At 36.1% G+C, this 22108-nt stretch carries 22 protein-coding genes; all 22 read right to left on the reverse strand.

All coding sequences use genetic code 11. The annotated features are described in order from the left end of the window. Positions 1 to 112: 112 nt before the first annotated feature. Entirely contained in the window at positions 113 to 469 is a 357-nt protein-coding gene (locus tag ACESZH_RS22090; RefSeq protein ID WP_373218909.1) for a hypothetical protein, read from the reverse strand. A gap of 118 nt (positions 470 to 587) precedes the next feature. Next, positions 588 to 1394, reverse strand: a complete 807-nt coding sequence (locus ACESZH_RS22095; protein ID WP_373218910.1) for an AraC family transcriptional regulator — start codon at positions 1392 to 1394, stop codon at positions 588 to 590. A gap of 569 nt (positions 1395 to 1963) precedes the next feature. After that, positions 1964 to 2596, reverse strand: coding sequence for a VanZ family protein (locus tag ACESZH_RS22100; protein WP_373218911.1), 633 nt, complete (start codon positions 2594 to 2596; stop codon positions 1964 to 1966). An 87-nt stretch (positions 2597 to 2683) separates the two neighbouring features. Continuing rightward, on the reverse strand, positions 2684 to 3694 hold the full coding sequence (locus ACESZH_RS22105; protein ID WP_373218912.1) for a glycosyltransferase family 2 protein: 1011 nt from the start codon (positions 3692 to 3694) through the stop codon (positions 2684 to 2686). Between the two features lie 64 nt (positions 3695 to 3758). After that, complete coding sequence (locus ACESZH_RS22110; protein WP_373218913.1) at positions 3759 to 4772, reverse strand: alpha-1,2-fucosyltransferase; 1014 nt, start codon at positions 4770 to 4772, stop codon at positions 3759 to 3761. Positions 4773 to 5127: 355 nt separating this feature from the next. Next, positions 5128 to 5958: an SDR family NAD(P)-dependent oxidoreductase gene (locus ACESZH_RS22115; protein ID WP_373218914.1), complete on the reverse strand. Its 831-nt coding sequence runs from the start codon at positions 5956 to 5958 to the stop codon at positions 5128 to 5130. A 19-nt stretch (positions 5959 to 5977) separates the two neighbouring features. Beyond that, positions 5978 to 7726, reverse strand: a complete 1749-nt coding sequence (locus ACESZH_RS22120) for a thiamine pyrophosphate-binding protein (protein ID WP_373218915.1) — start codon at positions 7724 to 7726, stop codon at positions 5978 to 5980. Between the two features lie 12 nt (positions 7727 to 7738). Continuing rightward, the gene (locus ACESZH_RS22125) at positions 7739 to 9298 is read right to left on the reverse strand and encodes a lipopolysaccharide biosynthesis protein (RefSeq protein WP_373218917.1); all 1560 of its coding nucleotides are present in this window, start codon (positions 9296 to 9298) and stop codon (positions 7739 to 7741) included. A 50-nt stretch (positions 9299 to 9348) separates the two neighbouring features. Further along, positions 9349 to 10365: a polysaccharide pyruvyl transferase family protein gene (locus tag ACESZH_RS22130; protein WP_373218918.1), complete on the reverse strand. Its 1017-nt coding sequence runs from the start codon at positions 10363 to 10365 to the stop codon at positions 9349 to 9351. A gap of 11 nt (positions 10366 to 10376) precedes the next feature. Then, complete coding sequence (locus tag ACESZH_RS22135) at positions 10377 to 11084, reverse strand: hypothetical protein (RefSeq protein ID WP_373218919.1); 708 nt, start codon at positions 11082 to 11084, stop codon at positions 10377 to 10379. Positions 11085 to 11089: 5 nt separating this feature from the next. Further along, positions 11090 to 12040 carry a hypothetical protein gene (locus tag ACESZH_RS22140; protein ID WP_373218921.1) on the reverse strand — a complete coding sequence of 317 codons (951 nt, stop codon included), beginning with the start codon at positions 12038 to 12040 and terminating at the stop codon, positions 11090 to 11092. Positions 12041 to 12053: 13 nt separating this feature from the next. Next, on the reverse strand, positions 12054 to 13337 hold the full coding sequence (locus ACESZH_RS22145) for a glycosyltransferase family 4 protein (RefSeq protein WP_373218923.1): 1284 nt from the start codon (positions 13335 to 13337) through the stop codon (positions 12054 to 12056). A gap of 14 nt (positions 13338 to 13351) precedes the next feature. Continuing rightward, complete coding sequence (locus ACESZH_RS22150) at positions 13352 to 14395, reverse strand: acyltransferase family protein (protein ID WP_373218925.1); 1044 nt, start codon at positions 14393 to 14395, stop codon at positions 13352 to 13354. A 23-nt stretch (positions 14396 to 14418) separates the two neighbouring features. Next, positions 14419 to 15720, reverse strand: coding sequence for a hypothetical protein (locus ACESZH_RS22155; RefSeq protein WP_373218927.1), 1302 nt, complete (start codon positions 15718 to 15720; stop codon positions 14419 to 14421). Between the two features lie 19 nt (positions 15721 to 15739). After that, a complete protein-coding gene (locus ACESZH_RS22160; RefSeq protein WP_373218929.1) occupies positions 15740 to 16321 on the reverse strand; it encodes a DapH/DapD/GlmU-related protein in 582 nt (193 codons plus the stop codon). 2 nt (positions 16322 to 16323) lie between these two features. Further along, a complete protein-coding gene (locus ACESZH_RS22165) occupies positions 16324 to 17142 on the reverse strand; it encodes a glycosyltransferase family 2 protein (RefSeq protein WP_373218931.1) in 819 nt (272 codons plus the stop codon). Further along, positions 17139 to 18260: a glycosyltransferase gene (locus ACESZH_RS22170; RefSeq protein ID WP_373218933.1), complete on the reverse strand. Its 1122-nt coding sequence runs from the start codon at positions 18258 to 18260 to the stop codon at positions 17139 to 17141. The genes ACESZH_RS22165 and ACESZH_RS22170 overlap by 4 nt, the downstream gene beginning before the upstream one ends. A gap of 27 nt (positions 18261 to 18287) precedes the next feature. Further along, positions 18288 to 18827: a DapH/DapD/GlmU-related protein gene (locus ACESZH_RS22175; protein WP_373218935.1), complete on the reverse strand. Its 540-nt coding sequence runs from the start codon at positions 18825 to 18827 to the stop codon at positions 18288 to 18290. A 30-nt stretch (positions 18828 to 18857) separates the two neighbouring features. Then, complete coding sequence (locus tag ACESZH_RS22180; RefSeq protein WP_373218937.1) at positions 18858 to 19646, reverse strand: WecB/TagA/CpsF family glycosyltransferase; 789 nt, start codon at positions 19644 to 19646, stop codon at positions 18858 to 18860. Between the two features lie 26 nt (positions 19647 to 19672). Beyond that, complete coding sequence (locus tag ACESZH_RS22185) at positions 19673 to 20923, reverse strand: nucleotide sugar dehydrogenase (RefSeq protein ID WP_373218939.1); 1251 nt, start codon at positions 20921 to 20923, stop codon at positions 19673 to 19675. A gap of 69 nt (positions 20924 to 20992) precedes the next feature. Next, the gene (locus ACESZH_RS22190; RefSeq protein ID WP_373218956.1) at positions 20993 to 21133 is read right to left on the reverse strand and encodes a WecB/TagA/CpsF family glycosyltransferase; all 141 of its coding nucleotides are present in this window, start codon (positions 21131 to 21133) and stop codon (positions 20993 to 20995) included. 29 nt (positions 21134 to 21162) lie between these two features. Then, a complete protein-coding gene (locus ACESZH_RS22195) occupies positions 21163 to 22026 on the reverse strand; it encodes an acyltransferase family protein (protein ID WP_373219970.1) in 864 nt (287 codons plus the stop codon). Between the last annotated feature and the right edge of the window lie 82 nt (positions 22027 to 22108).

Below are 22108 nucleotides of genomic sequence, written 5' to 3' on the forward strand. Positions count from 1 at the left end.
GATAAGAATTGTCATATCTGAATTCTTACCAAAAAAGAGTTATTTTTTACCAGAAACACAAACTATTTTACACTACCCTAAAATATTTTCCACACGGCGTATTTTCAAACAATTAATTCAACTTCTCCAGAATCTCAGCCGCCGAAACACCGTCCGCCATCAGCTTCTGAATCATCTCTTCCAGTTCCGCTTTCTTCGCTTCCTCTGCTTCTCTAGCATCGAACGCTGCCTTCTGTTCTTCCAGTTTTCCCAGCTCAGTATCCAGCTTCTTCAGCTCTGCCTTCTTCGCTTTCAGGTCGGCTTTGATATTGGCGAGATTTTCTTCTAAGGTTGCGATCTCCCCTGTGAGATTCTCTTTCGCCGAGGTTTTCTCAGCGATCAAAGTCTCGAAGTCGTTGTTGGCCACAGTAATTTTTCTGGGTGCTTTACTCCTTGTCACTTTATTCTTTGAACCCTTGGGACGCGGCATAGGTGAACACACTCCTTATGTTTAATTGCGTATTAAGTATATAGCTGGAATCGGCAGAAATCAAGATGCGCTATTTGTTTTTTATCACACTACTATCCATCTTCCTCGCCTATCTCCTTTACCACACCCTCCGAAACTCACTGGGGCTGACGCCTTCCAGCTTCTTGAACACGCGGCTGAAATAGTTCAGCTCTCCGATGCCGCATTCCAGACCGATTTCCTCGATGCTTTTGTCTGTAAACCGCAGCATCCGTTTCGCATGAGTGATCCGCACCTGCTGCAAGTAAGTGACCAGCGTCACTCCGTAATGCTCTTTGAACAGCCGGGCCAGATAGTGCTTGTCAATGAAGAATTGACTGGCCACGGATTCCAAGGACAGCTTCTCTTTGTAATGCTCGTCCAGGAAGGATTTTACCTGACTGATTTCCATCTTCTTCGGTGCGTTGGTGTGAGCCTCACGGTGCCAAGAGGATTCCATCAGAAGCGTCAGCAGATCAGTTAACTTTCCATTGATCCGCATATCCCGGATGTAGTCGGAAGAAGAAGCCAGTGTGTAGATGTCTGTGAGGAGGGTTTTGTATTGGGACACGTCAGCACCGCGAGACGCATCAGCACCGCAAGACACATCGTCTCCACGAGCCATATCGCCTCCGCGGCCCATATCAACGGCCATACTGGCTCCACGGATCACCGGCTGGCCGCCGCGTTCGCAGTATTTTGCATAGATAGCTGGCATCGATGGGCCGTAAAAATGGCACCAACGGAGGGACCATAATCCTGCACTCAGATTCAAACCGGTACTGTGGCTATACGCCTTCCGGCAGTCGATAAAGACCACATCGCCGCTTTTCAGATCATACTTCTTTCCTTCATAGACCAGTTCTCCTTCCCCATCCTCAACCATAAAGCAAAGGTAAGACTGCAATTTCTCACGCTTGCTGGTGTGCGGTCTGATCGCTGTTAAAGAACCGACCTCCTGAAGATGAAGCAGCGAAGATCTGGCGAACGGTGATGGGGTGTAAAGGATACGCGAGGATTGGACGGAAGGTGAAGATGTAAAGAGATTAGATTGCATAATTGGTTCACCTTGGCCTTTCCTGTATTATTTTCACCGTATATATGCCGCACCTTTTTCTCAATTTGATTTCGGTGTGTACATATCAATATGCCGAATTGGGCCTATTTTTCACCATGCCTTTTGTAGGAATAAGGATAATCCTCGTTTAGATGCCACATTTTGCCGTATCGAAGCCTAAGGAAATTCTCAGTTTGAGTACGGGAGATCAATTTACCTATCCATTTCAATACATTGTCCTTTTTAAATTGAAACCTCATAATCAAGCTTTGATAAAAGACTACCTGCGTAAAAGTATTAATGAACCCCTCGCATTGCTAATTGTTGATTCCTCTCATTTGCGTTAGTTTCACCTGCAGTATTTTTCCCCAGAGAAAGTACCAGAACTATAAACAATAATATGATCGGAAAAAAATCCATCAACTCTCTCTCCTAAATCTTTTCAAATTTTTTCTATGTGTAACATAAAATAGCATGCCACCAATAATACCGCCTATAGTATTATAAAATAAATCTGATAATTGAAATTGACCTACTCTAAGAAACAGTTGCAAAAATTCAATCGATAAGGACACACTAAAAACAACAAGGGCACTTTTTAACAGAATATCTACAAAATTATAAATTCTTATATTCTCTCGAAAAATATCTATACTGAATAAGAAATATGTGAAAGGAACAAATAGTATTATATTTTCAATACATTCTGTCGTAAATTTCAGCTCACCTGTTGCTGGATCTTTACTATATATCCACCATTGTCCCCAAATATCATATACTGGGTTTAACCACATATTTCTATTGATTAAAGTCCTAAATAGAATCATAATCGTGTAGAATACTAAAAAAAATATTTGTCTGAAATTCTTATTATATCTGAAATTTTTCCACCATATAATAACGGAATGCTTCACACCTAGTCCTGCATTTTCTTTATCTGTAGCAAATAAAAATACAAACATTGATACAATAGAAAACAACAAAGCAAACCAGAATGGTTGATATAACGCAGTTAAAACATTAGCAATTACTGAAGCGATTACATCTTTCACAATTTGCCTCCTCATAAAATAAACATTCATCACATAGGCAACTTCCTCGCCTCATCATCATGTTCAAATACTTATTATATCTTCAGATTAGTTCTTAGACTTTCTATAAATAGTGTATATTGTCACCATTACATTAGGCATTAGCGTGAACATCCTCGTAATAAAACGGTCTGCAACTGATAAATATTTCGACTTTTCATTAAATAGTCTTTTTGCACGTGCCAACATATCTTGACACACGACTTTATTCTTTTCTTTCATTGCACGACTATAGCACTGAATATAACTAAGCTCATAATGATTGTATGCACACTTTATCAAATCAATATTCCCCATTTTTTCAACTAATCTTACTCTATCATCATAAGCATCCACATGATCAACTGTACCTTTTAGAGGCATTGTATGAACTGTGCTGTTATCTCGTAACAGATAATGACTAAAGCGTCGATTAACAAAAACAGTGACTTTTGAGTTATAATATAAATAATGAAGCATAGCTTCATCTTCATACTCCTTGCCGACCGGGAATCGAACACCCTCAAATATTTCTTTTTTTCCCATTTTAGTCCAAACACAATGGGAACACATCTGAATATTATTGAATCTTTCATCTCCCCTGTCTCGCATAACACACATTCTCATTGCCTGAACCGAATTAGCAACAATAATAGCGTCGGCAGCAGTTTCATCCTTCTTTCGATTCAAATCAGCGGCACTTTTCCCATCATCAAAAAAATATTCGCAGTCCCACTGAACTAAATCTGCATTATATTTCACCATTAGCTCAACTGATTTTTCATATGTATCTGGCTCAATATAATCATCACTATCAATAAAAGTTATACAATCGCCCGTTGCCATATCCAGGCCTCTGTTTCGAGCAGCACCAATACGTGCATTTTTTTGATGCACAGTTTTAATCCTGTTGTCAGAAGCAGCATAATGATCGCACATTTTTCCTGATTCATCGGTTGAGCCATCGTCAATCAGCAACAACTCCCAATTCTGATATGTTTGATTGATGACAGATTTTACACATCTATCTAAATATTTTTCCGAATTGTAAACAGGTACAATCACACTAATTTTATACATCAATGTCATCCTTCCTTAAAATTTTATTTTATTCAAATCTATAAATTCTTCGATCGAATTCGATTTATGCATCTAAATAACCTTCATCATTCAAAAGATGCCATTGTGAATCTTTAGGATAGCCGTGCCAAAAATTCTCAGGGCAGACCTTCAACCCTCTATTTAGCAATGCAGGCTTATACGAGAACGAACTTTTACTTGTAATTAATGCATCAGCAAAAACCATATGTAAAAAAGATTCTTGAGCCCCCATATCAACGCAAAATGTCACATTATCAAATTCATTAAATTCTGGATAATCTTCTCTTTTCCCTTGAGAAAACAAATAAATATGAATTGGTTTCTCAGAATTTATTTCGGATAAAGTATACTTCAAAGCATTAACAAAATAAGCGTTATCCATCCACCGCATCTTTAAATTTGGATTCTCTTCCCCCGGTTTCAGAACAATGTCTCCACGTCTTATATGTACAGCTATGTTATACTCATCAGCTCTATATACCAACTCTTCATTATTCCTCTGATGAACACTATAAAATTTATTTTGTAGAACATCAGATATGTCATACTGATTAAAATAGAACTGATCTTGCTCTAACAAAAATACAACTTTTTCACCTTGGTAAGACGCTATTATATCACCAATTCGCTCTACCTGGGCCTTATCTTTTTCATCAAATAATGGGAGAACAACTCTTTTCCATCCAGAATTCAGCAGATCTTTAACTTTCACCTCATTAGTTCCAAACCCAAGAAATGTATCCCAGTTATTTGGAACAAATGGGTTCTTGACAGACGAAAATGGGATATGTGCAAACTTTAAACCAAACTGCTCAGCAAACCAATAACCAGCAATCCAATTTGCCATCTGATGTCCAATACCAGCTCCTGGATTCGGGCGTGCGGACAAATAACACTGTTCCAATCCTTTTGAAGAACTCCTTGTATGTCTTAGCATATGATGATAAGACATATACTTCTTACAGTATTTTTCATAATCAATATTATTATAGTTGGAAATAATCAATTTTTTTCTAAGCACATTTCCAGCTTTATAAATGAATTCTTGCCAATTCATTTTTGCACTCCTTTCTACACACCCGTAGCACTTTTATCAGATGAATTTTACATTGGAGTAAATGCTATATAGATAACTAATGTGTATGACCAAACAATTTTCTTGAACAAGTTATCTTTAGGCTATTCCACAATATTTATTCATTTTTCATCTAACATAGTATAGCAAAGTCTCCCTTCCTATCCCCCTATTATTATCCTTTTCAGAGGGGGATAGGAAAAGGAACTTACTAATTCAAATTTCCTAATTCAGAATTGATGTATCAAAATTTACTGAAAAAACATTTCTTGTAGCGTAGCCTTTCATTAACTCTTTTTAAACACCTTAGATTCTTTCTTTTCAATCTTAATAGCATTTAAAAATAGGAACTTATATATTGCCCCGCATCACATGCAATAATTTCTCCAGAAATACATTTCGATGCATCGCTAAGTAAAAACAAAGCAACTTCTGCAATTTCCTCAGGAACAAACCATCTTTTTGAAACTTGCCCGCTATTAGCCATATTATCATTCGATGATTTACCAGTCATCGCTGTAGCTGTTACACCCGGCGCAATCGCATTTACACGTATACCGTCTTTATAAAATCTCCTAGACAGCCCTTTTGTAAGAGAATTCAATGCAACTTTTGTGAGACCGTATGGAACATCGTCACATTGAAAACCACGTTCACTTGAAATAAACAAGATATTTTTGTCGCGATCAGAGTTTTTCTTAATGAATACTTGTGCCAAAAAATATGCGCCCTCTAAATTAGTCTTAAACTGTTTTTCAAAATTTTCGATTGAAACATCACATATATTCTTTTCATGCAACGAAATACCTGCACTACAAACAAGAGAATCGATCTCACCATATACCTGTTGAGCATTTTCTAAAAGTTTTTCCAAACCCTCAATATTAGATAAGTCGTATTTAATGTAGCTACAATGCTCTCCTAATTTCAACGAAGCCGCTTTTAAATCATCTTCATTTCTTCCAATAAGAATTACATTAGCCCCTTCTTGCACACAGCGTTCACCAATTGCCAAACCAATACCTTTATTGCCACCCGTAATTAGAATGGTTCTGCCTGTAAGAGTACTGCCATTCACAACAGACTTAACTTCCACTTTGACAATATTATTAGGAATGCCATGAAATACATAATTTGTAAGCCTTTTTAAATACGTTGAAAGTGACATCTCTAAACCTCCTCTATGCTTACTTTCTAATAATATCCTTTATTCTTCGAATATTATCGTCTCCTAACATCTTTTTAATTCTAGCCTTTCCAGATTGCGCCATCATATATGACTTGTCTTGTTCAATATCTCGCACCAGCTTTAACGCATTTCTATCATCATCATAGTCCACAAAGATTTCAAATATGACTGGTTTATCTTTTTTCTCCGCAGATACAAAGAACTCAATCTGAGTCATAAATGTTTCTTTGTCAGATGCCGTCATATATTCATACCCTAAGTCCTCTGCGTAATGCTTTACCAACATTGATGATTTATTACCATAATGACCCGCAGCTGCAATGAAATCATCTGCTTTATCACCAAATACCACAGCAGGATGGCTATAGTTTCTAAACTCAACACCACGCCCATTGTTTATTAGCATAATGCGAACATTATTGCCAATATGTCTATTTCCAAGTGCATTCATATCATAGAAATATGCTAAGTCTCCGATAACTCCAAAATATAACTTATCCTTATTACATAACGAAGCACCGATAATTGTAGACATCGCTCCATCAATACCAAATCCACCAACATTACAATTCGATGTAACTCCAGATGGCAAGTCGAAAAAGTCCCATGATCTCAACGAATTAAAAATAGCAAATTGAATATTCGCACCTTCAGGTATTCTCTTAGATAAATTCTTTGCTATCCAAATATTAGAAAAAGGTAATTCTGGCATTTTCTCATATATTCCATCTCTTATATTAACACAGGTAGTATAATACTCACCTGTCATATCACAAGAAACTTCTTGAGAATTATAATGTCCAAAGAAATCCAGCGGTCGCATCTCAAAAACACGTGTTAAATTCGCCCTTGTATCTCTCATAATTCCATCTTCAGATATACGCCAAACTTCTTTCGATGGTATATAACACTCTGCTCCAGAAATCTCACCAATAGAAATCATACAATCCGCAGCATATCGATTTTTATTAATTTGAGCCTGAGAAGCTGCAATTGAAAAATTAATCTTGTATTTACCATAATAGTTGCTCGTATGATCACAAAAAACAACTGCATTATTTCTCTCACAGAAATCTTCGATTTGCTTTGTAGTATCATCATCAAATCTATGATGGCTACCTATAAAAATAGCGATTCGTTTAAAACTATTCATTGTTGGCATAGAATCCCATATCTGATGCCTTGTTATCTTTCTTACTGGCGGAAGTGTTCCAACGGAAAAATCTCTGCTGAAAGTTGTAACTAAATTAATATGAACTGGTCCACCGCCTTTATGCGTTAACGCAGATAAAGCCTTGTTACATTTACTTATACAATCGTTTTCATCTGCTGCTGATTGGATTGTTCTCAATTCTACGCTACAACATGCTATATCATTCGGTAACACAGAGCGATCAATTACCTGCGGAACGTGATGCCCCACTAAACTTTGACCATGATATCCAGTGACAGCCAAAACAGGTATCTTTCTATAAAACGCTTCAGTTAAAGCAGACATATAGTTTCTAGAAGCCGTAGCCTCCGTACATGTAATTACTACCGGCTCGTCACTCTCTTCAGCTAAACCCACAGCCATATATGCCGCCGATCTCTCGTCAACAGAAGAATACACCTCAAACCAAGAATCATTTTGCACGCTTCCTACAAAGGACATATTGGTTGTTCCTGGTGATGCAATAATTTTCTTTATACCATATTGCTTTAATAATGAAATTAGAATTTGAATATTCCTTTCATTTGTATACATATTTCCACCTCATCATTTCTTTTTCTTTATCATTTGTTTTACCAGTCCAAATATATAAGAAAACTCATCGGATTTAAAAAATACTAACAAAAATATTAGATTTGGTACTACACAACAACAAATTAATGAAATTAACAAACCTATAATTCCTGTATATGGGTTCAATGAAACCATAAATTTCGTTGCTATGAAGGCAACAATACCGACTACAGTAAAGATGCCATATTTTATATAGTAATTATAGACAGGCATTTTAAGTTTGAGCTTAAAGAAAACCTCTGGTGTTACCCAAAAACGAGTTGTAATAATTGCAACTGCTGTTCCTATAAACACACCTTCAAGACCCAATCTATGCGCCAAAAACACAGAAACTCCTACATTTACAATACACTGTGCAACTGGGAAGAAAATATACTGTTTAAATAGTCCACTTGCTGTTCTGAACATATCGCAAACTTTAATAGACTGTTGCATATACAACGAGAACACTAAAGCCAGAACAAAACTATTTGACAGCAAGAATCGTGATCCTAACCAAATCTCAATAAACGGATTCAATAGGTTATAAAGAGATATAACACAAAATGAAATTATCCAAATATTCAATAATAACAGGGCATTGAACACTCGATAGATTTTTTCTGCTGGTTCTCTTGCACACAAATTACCTACACTCGTTGTGAATGCGTTGAATACCATATCAAATGTTACAGAAACCGCATTTACAATCATAGAGTAGTTAGAATAAAGGCCAACTACTACTAACCCAATAAATTTTGAGATAATTATGTTGTCGGAACTGTGTAAGACAACTGCACCAATTCTATGAACCGTTAATGCACCAATATTTCCTAATAGCTGCTTTACTTCTGCAGCAGGTAATTTAGTTTCAGGCTTTTTCTTAATAAACGGATATTGTTTATCCGCCAAACGTGAAATATTAAAGTTCTGTATATAAATAACTAAGATAGAAATCGTCAGATACGCAATGAAATTTTTGGTAGTAATCAGAATAATAACACGCGCTATAGACTGAATTAAATTGAAAAGTGTTGTATTATTAGTTACTACATAAGCACGTTGATCCGCATTAAAAATTGAACCTTTGTAAGCAAAGAAATATGTTGATCCGGTATTAATCACATAGAGAATGTAAATTAACACTAGATTTGGCAAATCAGGCTTATCTTTTATAAAGAAATCTAAGAACGGTGTCAATGCAAATCCTATAGTAAAAACAACCGTTCCTACAATTCGATATGCTGCCTTATATACACTCATCAACTGTTGTAACTTAAGTTCATCGTGGTCTGCCATAGGCTTATACATTGCAAATACCAATGCACTACCAATTCCCATCTCTGCCAACGAAAGAAATGAAAGGATATTTGTAAACAGACCATTTACACCTAAATATTCAACTGCAAGCATCCGAATAAACACTGTTCTAACAATGAAAGCCAGCAGTTCTTTCGATATTTGACCAACAACCGCAAACGCCATATTTTTAGCTGAGCTTACAGTACGGGATGCTTTATTATATTGATTTTTTTCTTCTTTATTTGTACCCATTTATCAAATATATCCCCCATTCTTATACTATATTGAGAAGAATCTGCTGTTTATATTTCTGCCGCAGCATCTAAAAAGATTTGTGATTTCTTAATCATTTCAGCGAATTCAACCGAGTAAGGCATATTTTCTTTTTTCGAGAGGATTTCATCTAAAGCATAACAACTAGCATTATGATTTTCTCTTCCTGTTTTTTGCAACAAATCTACCACTTTATAGTTATCTCTTGCATATGTGGCATACTTTTTATTAAATAGCATAGAAAATATTGTTCCGTGGAAAGTAGAAGTAACAACACAATCTGCTTTTTTCATGTATCCTAAGAATTCCGCTACATTCGCAGTAACATTATAATCACACCACTTATTATACAAACCAACCGAAACCGTCTTTAAACCCTTTTCTTTACAGTAACTCTTAATAGTCTGCACTTCATGGTCTTTAAATCCATAACTGTAAACCAGCATGAATTTTCCATCAATTTTGACCGTATCACTAACCGGATACTGTTTTACATCAATTAGGAATGTTGGATCAGTAACAACTAAGGGCTCAAATCCTGCAATACTGCTCACAAGATCTGCTGTTTTCTGATCTCGTACACCAATAGATGTAAACTTATCGAAAACCGCTTTCTCTTCGTATTCCTGTTTAAAAGCCTGAACAGTTGTATTATTACAAGTCGGTGCGTATGCAATAATCTTTTCTGCATTCACGCCAAACCCTAAAAAATAGTCTGTGTGATCGTATGTACCATTATATACATCCCACAATGTATCACTGCCAATTACGACAAAATCATATTTACTATGAACATTTTCTTTTTTTCCCACATTAATCATAGAATTAGAAGAACAATATCTTGCAGCTTGTTTAATGCGGAATAGCATTAATGGTATATTTTTTGTTTTCAGAGACCAAAGAAATGCCTTCATTTGCTTCAAAGGAACTCTTAAAAACTCTACATCTACGTTTTTACCTTTCAAATACGTTTGCATCGCATATGCCTGCAAATATGCTCCATAATTCTGTGATGAATATATGGTAATTACACCTGCTTTTTTCATTTCATACCTCTTTATTCGTAAGCATCTCTGCTCCAAATTATATGTTCCTTTATTACTTTTGCCGGAATGCCAGCTAAAACTACATTGCTGTTAATCTGTGCCTTGGTATGAAATACCATAGCCCCAGCAGCAACAACTGAATCATTATTTATTCGAACACCTTTCAACACTTGTGCTCCCTCACCGATCCAAACATGATCTCCTATTACTACCTCACTTGGTAAATTCACCTCGGTGTTTGATGTAATATCCAGAATCTTATGACCGTCGTCATCTAAAAACGATGTGTTCCAACTCGCCATACAATCATCGCCAAATGTTATGCTTTTCTTTACAACTAACAATAAATTTGCATTAAATGTACATCCATCACCTATAACAAGTTTTCCATTTTTCTTAACTACAATTTTCCCACCAGAAGCAATATTACATGCACCTTTGAAAATTATACTTGCACCATTAGAGATATCCCAACAACCTCTCGAATCTGCAATACCATGAGCTCCTTTACTCATTCCAATGCAAATACTACCCCTCTTGTTCTTGTTAATCTGAATAGCATTTCGATTTCCAAGACTAACAATATTCATTTTTTTTCCGACATATATCGGAAAATGTATTGCTTCTTTTAATGGTAAGTAATAAAAATTAAATAGAACTGTTCGGGGAATGTTCGGAATTCGACTTTTGTAATACTTTATTCTATCAATTATGTTCATTTATATCACCAATAGCATCCATCCTCAACAACATTACTGCTCTTAGGTTTTTCATCTTCTCCAGGTCTTACCCAGCAATCATTGTAATATCTAGATACAATAGGATCTTCATCCCAGCGTTTTCCTTTAATACCAAATAAAACTTGTAACATGCCACCCATATGAATCGCCATTTTTCCAGCCTTTTTCAGCTTAGCCGCCAGCGGGAATCCATAGGCGCCACAACCAATTAATGCGATATCAAAATCTGTTTTTAAAGCCTCATCATACATATATTCTAACGCTTCAAACCAAGAACTAAATCTCGGATCTAGCTGCCCTGCTACCGTTTGAACTGCGGTTACCGTATGAAGTTCAAACTCTGGCAAAATATCAGTGCCAGGAAACAAATATGCTCTTTTTTTGTACTGACTTTCTATCGTTTTTGAAAATGGATGTATTACCAATACTTTTTTACCTTTTAATGCTTGAGTCCACGGATTATTCCCATACCACGGTTCAAAAGATCGGAACTCTGATAAGAATACATCTTTTTTCATATATTCATTAATGAAATAATCTTCCATGGCCTGGAAACCTACCGCTAAATAATCCGTCAAACGGCTACTTTCTATCATCAAGTCAGTAAACTTTTGACCGTTCTCATTTGTAGCAGGAAAAAAACCCGACCACTTTCTTAACTGCTCCAAAGACTTCTCTTGTTTATCCGGTAATTTACATGCAAAGGATCTCATAACAAACATTTCACTTAACCCATAACGGGCCGCCATAAAAGGTTCACCTTCACTTATCTTATTTGCAAGAAAGTCTGCGGATGCCTCATACCCTTTAACAATGCGGCAAGCATACCTATGTTCTTTCTTATAATACGCTTCTTCAGTAATATGTCTAATCCACTTCCAACGAATCTTGCTAGTCGCAGAATAATAAAGCCATCTTATTTTATGTCCTATCATTTATTTTCCCTTCTTACTGCTTTTTTGCTAAATCAACGATTTTTTTATAATTAGCGAATAACTCTGCATAGTTTTTCTCACGATTATGAGTTTCTTCTGCTCGTTTCTTAGCATTTCTTGAAAGAGTCTCTGCTAACTCATTATTTTCGAAAATTGTTCTTGCATAAAACTCCATCATATACGGTGCATCCTGCTGATAAATAAATCCCTCAACCCCGTCTTGCATTAGATCAGCAACACCACCAACAAAACTCGTAATGGTAGGCACCCCCAAAAGCATTGCCTCTCCAACTGAATTTGGTGAATTCTCTATAGACGACGCTGACACAAAAATATGTGAATTTAGATATCTTTGGCACATATCCGTTTCATTAAGAAATCCCATAAATATGATTGTTTCCTGTAAATGATTTTTTACAATCAACTCATGAATGTACTTTTCATACGAAGAAAATCTCATTTTTAACTTAAAGGATGGAGTAGAAAGATTTCTTCCCGTTGTATAAAGTTTAAGATCTGGATAGTCCCTTTTCAGATTTGCAATAGCACTTATTATATTATGAAACCCCTTAATAGGAGTTTGACACTGGCTGACAAAAATTGAATGTTTTTCACATTGTTCCAGTGACCATGTATTTTCATAAAACGAAGGTCTCAAAGTCTCATTGCAATGATAATAGTTTGAATCTGGATTGAATAAAGCTGTAGTAGCTCTATCCCAACGAGTTCTTCCCAACACATTCTTTACATTTTCTAAGGCAAGTCGTTCGTTTCTACCTCTAATATAGAACGATTCTTTATCTTTTTTGGTCGTGTATCTAGTCAACAACTCTTTAATTGTAACTCTATTTATTATTTTCTCCGGAATTCCCGCATCATAATGACCATAATAGACACCTACTAAGCCTTGAATCCAAACTGTTGTTACATCTGCATAGCTACTTTGATTTAAATATTTCAACACCTCTGTTTGAAAAAAATGTTCAGTACCAAATACCGTAATTACCTCTGGTTTAAAATCCTTCAGCACATTTTCTATTTCCGCCTTATACATATCATCAGCAAGAGTATTGTCTGGTAACTGTCTTACTATATAATATGAAATGTTTGATATTTTTCCATTTTTAACAGAGTAGTTCTGATTATTTTGAAAACATACCGCCAGCTCTATTTCATCATGTCTGATGATTTCTGAAGCGATTCCATCAAGCCATCCTCCGCGATATAAAACCTGAGATGGATTAATTTTTTCAGCTATTATTTTTAATGGTTGAGTTACAAACCATAAAACTTTCATTCTACTCTCTCCTTCTATCTATTGCCAATAACCACTAAGTGCAACAGATTTACCTTGCGAATTATATATTTTGTAACTGCTATAGATACTGTTATGCTCACAATAAAGGTAAACAAAACAGATATTATATTTAATCCCACAATTCGACTCGCAATAGCCATGCATGCCGTTGTCAGATATGGTTGATGCAGCAAGTATATCGCATATGAATAATCATCTATAACATTTACAATCAACCCCTTGGTTCTTTTTGAAATAATATATGCTAGATAAATTATTCCAATTGTTCCGGTAATACCAGCAAGAATCTTTATTTCATAATACAAACCAATTTTTACCTGTCCCATGATCGGATTAGTAATCCCTGAGATTGAATCGATATAAAGCATCAAACAATTGCTCACGACAAATGTTGCGCCAATTAATAGAATTCTCCAGCAATTCATTGTTGCGATTTTTTTTATTCCATCATCTCCAAATGCTCGCCTTCCCATTAAAAACGGCACTAAATAATATAGAAATGTGTTGATTCTTACTCCAGTTAAACTTAGTACTCCGTAAAAAGCACCGGATATCACAAGCACACACAGTGCTTGATTTTTCATCAATATTTTTGGAAATAAAATATTGACAGCAAATATGATAAAAAGAAAATATATATACCAAATATGTGTGTCGAAATGATTAACATTCAACAGAAATGCTTTTGCTATATTCACAGGTTCTAATTCTTCTGGGGACAATAAACTATATCCTAATCTTTGAGTAATAAAACCAAGCAAATATCCAAATAGTGATAAAAACACATATGGATACAACAATAATTTAGCTTTGTTTATTATAAAGTTTTTTCGATTATTTATGTATTTTTTAAGACCTTTTTCGAACAGTAGCCCTGCTAGAAAGAAAAACAAAAACATGTGAAAGCTGTAAATAAAGTCGCTTAAAACATCTAATGCAAAATTATTCGCTTTCACTGCCTCTGTCAAAGAATGTCCTAGTACAACTAAGCACACTCCGAACACTCTGGTCGTGGATATTATTTTCCTCTCATTCACAACTAACACATCCTTTCGTCAAACTAATATTTGATCTCATCTATCTCGTCTACTTCTTCCGAATAGACTGGCTGTAATGTTAATGTCATACCAATAAGAATTCCCCATAACGAGGACATCTGCCAAGAAAACATATAAGCATACAGATAAACAAACGAAGAGACAAACAACGCAAATATTATTACTCTACGCTTTAACAAAGCAGAGATTGCTGTGTGTAACAGTGTTCCAAATAACACAATTGTTCCAACCAACCCAATTCGCATAACGCCTTCTACATAAGCATTATGCGGTGGTGCAAACATCTGAGCTCCTCGATAATTAACAAACCATCCTGAGCCGAATGGCTGACCCATCAACCATTGAAGTTTGTTTTCAAGTAAAGAAATATAAGCCGCCCATATCGTTTGTCTAGATCCAATGGTACCTTCACCTGTTCCAAATTGGCTATACTTATCCAATGACCCTGATATCGCATTCATAATCGGATTATCTTTCCAAACAAATAATACAACAGTCGTAAAGATAACCAATATAATTATTTGTTTAAAAGCCTTAACATTATATATGTAACCAATATTTCTATCCGGTCTTTCTATCCAAGAAAGAATAATTATTAATACTAAGCCCACAATAAAGGCTGCCCACACTGAATTATGCTGCATTATAATCACTGCTACTGTCGTCAATATTGTTTGTGCTGAAATCTTTTTATTATCTCCGACAAAAACTTCATAGTAAATAAGATATAATGCTATCGCGGCCATTATAAAAGTTGTCGTAGATCCAAAAACACGAAAACCACCTTGGACTTCATTTGGCACCAAATTTATACCGGTTGTTAAACGTAAAGCCCAAGTAAAATAGCTATATCCTAACAAAATATTTAAATTATTTTTTATAGCTCGAATATCCTCTTCTTCAAACGAAACCGGATACATAATAAAATAAAATATCGGTATAATTAACGAAAGGAAAATTCTTACATCCGTTAAGTAATACAAATTCATTCCATACTTATTCAAACCAGATACCATAGAACCTACAATTGTTAGCAGCACAACTATTAATGGTAATATAGTTCTCGGCGTATATCTTTCTCTTTTCCACAATACCATTACTGCAAACATTACTATAATAGGTAAGTCATACGAATAGATTGTAATACCTGTTGATATAACAGCACCAGAAAAAACATAAGCCTGCCTAAATGCATCTATCGTCCAAGAGACAGCTAAGAACGGAATCATCTTAGTAGGATGTGTTATTACTCTAACTGCATAAATTGCATATATAATACAAATTATTCTGAATAAACTATCCACTAAATTTTCTCCTCCTTTTCTATATTTTCTTTATAAATTTAGCAGGAACTCCGCCCCACAATTCATCAGCAGGAATACTCTTGGTGACAATACTTCCAGCAGCTACGACACTTCTTGCGCCTATAGTCACACCTTTCAAAATCATGCAGTTTGCTCCTATAAATGCGCCGTTTTCAATTCTAATAGCAGCCTTCTTAACATTAAGATCGGGTGTAGCAATTCTGTGCTCATATTGTACGCTATGAAAGTCTGTGTCATATATTCTGCAATCACCACCCAGCAACACATTATCGCCAATTACAACAGACTGAGATGCATGGATTGCCGAATTTGATATCCCAACATTATTTCCAATTTCGATTTTTGCACCCGGCTCACAAAATAAAATTGTTCGGACACTTCCCCCAATAGGATTAGCTTCAAGGCTAGAATTAATTCTCACATTTTTTCCAAAAGAAATTGCGTTTTTATCGGATACAAGATATATTTTCCCCTTAATTCTTGGCATTTCAACGTATCGGGGCTTCCTTCTCCAAAATACAATTCTGTTGTATATCGTATTATGTATCTGTGCAATGTCCTTCAATATTTTTTTTAACATCCTTATCTCCTTAACATGATACGCAAGTATGATGTTACAACACCCCTCACAGCAATAATAAGTCCAAAATTTTTATTAAGGAAATAGAACCACTGTTTTTTGGGTTGACCTTTATTTGTCTCTTTTAGTTCCAATCGCTTCTTTATCGAAAGTGTTGTATCTAGCCATGATCCTTTAATATTGTTTCTTTCACAATATCCGCAATAGTTATTGGAAGGGTATATTTTATACCCCCTCCTTTTTAACATTAAGCCATAATCAAAATCACCCAACGAATGAATATAATGTGAATCTATTGAACCGCATTCGCAAAAAAAACTATAAGGTATCAGCACACAGTTAGCATTAAAAGCATCTGCTTGAATGGTAGACTGATTTATACCCAATGTATCATATTTATATCCGGACCTATATTTTATTGCTCCATATGTGAGATTTCCTTCATGGTTACATGTTGTTCCCACAATTACAGCGTGCTTCTCTACACTTTGACTGACAAGTTCACATATACAGTTTTCAAAGAAGTCAACATCATCATTCATCATTAACAGATAATCATACTTCTTTTTCAAACTTTTTAATGCGTACTCCATACCTGTCCGCATTCCGCCCGAATAAAAAAGACTACCTGTACCTTGCATAATATAAATTGGAATTGTATTGCTCAACTTCTTTAGTTCTTCAACAGTACCGTCTTTACTTCCATCATCCACAACAATAAACTCAAAATCTAAATTCTTATTTCCATCAACTAAACTCTTTATACTGTTTATTGTTTTTTCTACGCGATTAAAGCATGTAAATATCGCTAATACTTTCATTTTTTTCTACCCACTATCGTTTCTGCCTCTGCATACATCTTTGCAGCTGTGATTTTCCATGTGTAATTTCTCAATATGTGGTTATGTGCCACATTACTTTTTATCTGTGTTTCCTTAATCCCTTTTACAATAGATGAAACATCATCCCCGATAATTCCTACACCATCTGCTATAATCAATTCTGGTCCTGGAGCCTTCCACGCCACTACTTTACAGTCATAGAATAACGCCTCTAAAATAGCCATACCAAAAATCTCTTGCTTATTCAGGTTTACAAACGCATCAGCCAGTCTGTATAATTCCCAAATTTCAGAATTCGGTACTTTAGGCAATACTGTAACAATTTCTTCAAGGGCATTTTCCTTAATATAATTACTTACTGCGTCATCTAAAGGACCAGTTCCTACCATCAAGAGTTTATACGCTGTATCTTCTCGATGTAATTGTTTTAGTATTTCCAGCATTAACAGCGGTTCTTTTTCTGCTATCATTCTTCCGATAAACAGTATAATTTTATCATTTTGATTATATTTATATTTTTCCAACAGATCACACTTGGGCGTGTTGAGATAATCAGAATGCAATAAATCCAAATCCAATCCTACAGGCATAACCGACACACGATTCACACCTAGAGTTTTCAACTGTCGACCAACCGTGGGTGTCTTTACAAAACAGCTTAGCCTTTTGTAGATTGATACATTTCGCTTAAACATGAAATTTGTTATTATTTTTTTTATTACACTAGTACTGTGGCTTTCTAACACCCCGATATAGGGGATATAAGCAATATTATTCTTCTTAGCCCAACCATAAACTGTTGGAACACTAAACTGAGTGTCTGAAAAATGTAAAATACAATCCAAATCCGTACTAAATGCATCAACATTTGGGAAACCATTAATCCCAAAATGCTTTGCTGGGATAAGACAAACTCTTATGTTTTTATATCCCTCTAACTCATATGATTCCTCATTAGACTGCAAATCTACTAGCTTATAAACCTCTACTTTATTCGCATACTCGCTCAAAGCTTTCGCCAATCCTATTTCTTGAGCATTGTAAAATCCTTTTATTCCAAAATTACTTACACTTGTAATCAATAATCCAAATTTCATAGTTGTTCCCCTATCAAATTACCAATTCTATTTAGCATTTTGATATAGAATATTTTCATGTTGTTCTATTTGAGCTTCAGTAAATCTATATCCTTTAATGCGTGCTGGGTTTCCAGCAACAATAGCATAAGATGGTATATCATGTGTTACGATACTTCCAGCGGCAATGATAGCCCCTCTATGTACAGTTACACCTGTAAAAACGACTGCGCCATATCCAATCCACACATCATCTTCAATTACAATCTTCTGGCCCTTTCCCTTAAAATCATAATCCTTATCACCGATCCAAGGAGCATCTTTAATCGCAACGCCTACTTTACTGTAATCGTGATCGTACTTTCCTATTAGGCCTACAGTATTTGCAATTTCAACATTATTTCCTATTTCGATGTCAGCCTGAAGAGTACAGTATTTTCCAATGTAAACATTATCACCTATTGTCATTTTATTCGGCGCCCAAAAGATAGATCCTCTTCCGAATGTTGAATTTTTACCTATCGTTATATTCCTCTTCAGGCAAAGTAATAATTTACACCTCAATAATTTCAAGCTTTTAAATCTCATTGTTAACTTCCTCCTGAAGATTAGATGTTATTATTTACCGCGTATAAATGCATTCCAAATAAATCTTGTATTTGTATGCCAGTATCTCTGAAACAATCTTTTAGGGTCTTGCAATAAACGATATACCCATTCTAGATTCCTTTGTTGCATCCATTCGGGTGCTCTTTGTATATTTCCAGCGTAGTAATCGAATCCTGCTCCAACACCAATCATTAAGCCGTTCAATTCTCCTTGATGTTCAGACATCCAAATTTCCTGCTTTGGTGCTCCTAATCCAATCCAAATAAAATCCGCCTTTGCTGCATTAATCATGTCAACTACAGCTACATTTTCTTCCTCTGTTAGCGGTCTAAACGGAGGGCTATACATACCAGCAATTTTGATTCCTGGATAGTTTTCTCTTAATTTCTTTTCAAGCAAAGTTAAAGTTTCTTCTTTGCTTCCATAGAAGAAATGAGAATATCCTCTTTGGGATGATACCTGAAAGATCTCTCCCATTAAGCTCGGTCCAGTTGTCCTTTCAATATTTGTATATCCTCGTTTGCGAGCAACTGTAGATAAAGGCCCGCCATCCGGAATTGCCATTAGTCCACCGTTTTGAATCTTACAATATTCTGGGTTTTCATAAGCCGTCACAGTGGTATGTACGTTTGTAACACATATATAGTCTCCGTGCAGGAGATCAATATTCTTATCAAGGTATTCGAGCAACCATTCCATGTTAATAGCTGCGATATTTACGCCCATAATATTGCAGGTTGGGATTTGACTCTTATCAACCTTACGAACGTATTTGATATTTTCTTTGGAAGTTGACATCTTTTCTCCTCCCCTAACCTCATAAATTAATCTCTCTGGAAAATGTCTCTTGTATATACTTTATCCTGAACATCGTCCAAACAAGCGTCGTATCTATTCGCAATGATAGAATCACACATTGCCTTAAACTGCTCCAAGTCGTTCACTACCTTGCTGCCAAAGAAGGTCGTGCCATTCTCCAGCGTAGGTTCATAAATCACAACAGTCGCCCCCTTTGCCTTCACTCGCTTCATAACACCCTGAATTGAACTCTGGCGGAAGTTATCGGAATTAGACTTCATGGTCAGACGGTATACGCCAATGACAACAGGCTTTTCTTTTCCGGCATCGTACTGGTTATGCTCCGCATAGTTGTAATAGCCAGCCATCTGAAGAACACGATCAGCGATGAAATCCTTACGAGTGCGGTTAGATTCAACGATAGCCTCAATCAAATTCTCAGGCACATCTGCATAGTTTGCCAGCAGCTGCTTGGTATCTTTCGGCAGACAATATCCACCATAACCAAAGGACGGATTGTTGTAGTGAGTACCAATGCGAGGATCAAGACAGACACCGTTGATAATCTGTTGGGTGTTCAGCCCCTTCATCTCTGCATAGGTATCCAACTCATTAAAATAGCTAACACGCAGAGCAAGATAGGTATTTGCAAACAACTTTACTGCCTCTGCCTCAGTAAAGCCCATGAACAGTGTGTCTACATTTTCCTTGATAGCGCCCTCCTGCAACAATGCAGCGAAGGTGTGTGCAGCTTCCACCAAACGAGAATCATCCATGTCAGTACCAACGATGATGCGAGAAGGATACAGGTTGTCATACAAAGCCTTGCTCTCACGCAGGAACTCAGGGCTGAAGATGATATTCTTGCTACCAGTTTTCTCTCGAACAGATGCGGTATAGCCAACAGGAATTGTGGACTTGATGACCATAATGGCATCAGGATTGACTTCCATGACCACATCAATAACCGCCTCAACCGCAGAAGTATCAAAATGCTGTGTACGACTGTCATAGTTAGTCGGTGCGGCAATAACAACGAAATCCGCAGACTTGTATGCTGCCTTTGCATCCAATGTTGCGGTCAAATCCAACTCTTTCTCAGCCAAATATTTTTCAATATATTCATCCTGAATCGGAGATTTACGATTATTGATCAGTTCAACCTTCTCAGGAATGATATCAACTGCGGTAACTTTATGATGCTGAGCTAACAGCGTGGCAATGCTTAGACCAACATAACCGGTGCCAGCAACTGCAATGTTATACTGTTTCTTCATAATATTTCCTCTTTCTGCCACTAATGTGGTTCATTATCTCAATTTGTTGCTAAATATCTGTTAGCAACATTACTTTCCTTTAATCATTGCATTCCATATTAATTTTGTATTTGTGTGCCAGTATCTCTGAAACAATCTTTTAGGATCTTGAATCAGTCTATATACCCATTCCAGATTCCATTTCTGCATCCACTGGTGGGCTCTTTGAATATTTCAGCATGCACAACTGCTCTCTTGAATCATCCTATGAGTATAGCTTTTATATACCTATTGATTGATATAACCCTAACAAATCCAACAGAAACCACCAACCAAATCACAGTTAAAACTATAGCCTTCAACATATCATTCATCGCACTTTCTAATATGCAAGAAAATCTACCATATCCCATAGAAAACAATACACACCAATGGAATGCATATAGACCTAATGTTTGTTTCCCAATAAAAATCATCGATTTTGAAACACAGAAAATACATATCGATTTTATTAGATAATAGATAGAGACTACTCCCAAAAATGCAGATGCGTAATCAGATAATCTTACTAAAATTTGATTGCTCCCCCAAAGCATCATACAAACACATAGCACATATGATGTCCCCGTAATCAACGCAAACACTCTCTCTTTACCAGCTGTAAGTATTTTTTGGTTATCGATATAATGAACTAATATGCCAAATAAAAACAAAATATAGTGTTTGTACAATCCTCCACATCCCGGAAATGCAGATGCAATCACAGACATAACTACTGTAAATGCAAAAGCTATAAACTCATGATACTTAGTTCTTTTTCTTAAGCGAACAGTTATTATCTCTTTAGCCACTAGCAAAACAAAAATATAGAATAATAATCTCAAAAACCAAAATTGAGAATTTATAATGCTACTTAAAAGAACCTTTATATTTGCATTATCAGGGGATGTTTGTATTCCTTTTACCCATAAAATAACGACCCATGATAAATATGGAACTATCAGGAATTTACATTTTTTCATAATAAACTCTTTGCAATTCAATATGGGCAAACTATAAAAAGCACAGTAGCCACTTAGAAACATAAAAAGTGGCATTTGTATAGTCTGAATTACTAAATGAATGGATTGGGTGGGGGGGGGGGGGGGGGGGGGGGGGGGGGGGGGGGGGGGGGGGGGGGGGGGGGGGGGGGGGGGGGGGGGGGGG

Origin of the sequence: Ruminococcus sp. 5_1_39BFAA (genome assembly GCF_964240875.1) — a bacterium.
GTDB lineage: Bacteria > Bacillota > Clostridia > Lachnospirales > Lachnospiraceae > Blautia_A.

Coding starts and splice junctions, on each gene's coding strand:
- ACESZH_RS22170 (WP_373218933.1), bottom strand. CDS start 18,260: ATGAAATTTGGATTATTGATTACAAGTGTAAGTAATTTTGGAATAAAA.
- ACESZH_RS22110 (WP_373218913.1), bottom strand. CDS start 4,772: ATGAATTGGCAAGAATTCATTTATAAAGCTGGAAATGTGCTTAGAAAA.
- ACESZH_RS22145 (WP_373218923.1), bottom strand. CDS start 13,337: ATGAAAGTTTTATGGTTTGTAACTCAACCATTAAAAATAATAGCTGAA.
- ACESZH_RS22165 (WP_373218931.1), bottom strand. CDS start 17,142: ATGAAAGTATTAGCGATATTTACATGCTTTAATCGCGTAGAAAAAACA.
- ACESZH_RS22180 (WP_373218937.1), bottom strand. CDS start 19,646: ATGTCAACTTCCAAAGAAAATATCAAATACGTTCGTAAGGTTGATAAG.
- ACESZH_RS22125 (WP_373218917.1), bottom strand. CDS start 9,298: ATGGGTACAAATAAAGAAGAAAAAAATCAATATAATAAAGCATCCCGT.
- ACESZH_RS22160 (WP_373218929.1), bottom strand. CDS start 16,321: ATGTTAAAAAAAATATTGAAGGACATTGCACAGATACATAATACGATA.
- ACESZH_RS22105 (WP_373218912.1), bottom strand. CDS start 3,694: ATGTATAAAATTAGTGTGATTGTACCTGTTTACAATTCGGAAAAATAT.
- ACESZH_RS22090 (WP_373218909.1), bottom strand. CDS start 469: ATGCCGCGTCCCAAGGGTTCAAAGAATAAAGTGACAAGGAGTAAAGCA.
- ACESZH_RS22140 (WP_373218921.1), bottom strand. CDS start 12,040: ATGATAGGACATAAAATAAGATGGCTTTATTATTCTGCGACTAGCAAG.
- ACESZH_RS22135 (WP_373218919.1), bottom strand. CDS start 11,084: ATGAACATAATTGATAGAATAAAGTATTACAAAAGTCGAATTCCGAAC.
- ACESZH_RS22185 (WP_373218939.1), bottom strand. CDS start 20,923: ATGAAGAAACAGTATAACATTGCAGTTGCTGGCACCGGTTATGTTGGT.
- ACESZH_RS22115 (WP_373218914.1), bottom strand. CDS start 5,958: ATGTCACTTTCAACGTATTTAAAAAGGCTTACAAATTATGTATTTCAT.
- ACESZH_RS22120 (WP_373218915.1), bottom strand. CDS start 7,726: ATGTATACAAATGAAAGGAATATTCAAATTCTAATTTCATTATTAAAG.
- ACESZH_RS22175 (WP_373218935.1), bottom strand. CDS start 18,827: ATGAGATTTAAAAGCTTGAAATTATTGAGGTGTAAATTATTACTTTGC.
- ACESZH_RS22130 (WP_373218918.1), bottom strand. CDS start 10,365: ATGAAAAAAGCAGGTGTAATTACCATATATTCATCACAGAATTATGGA.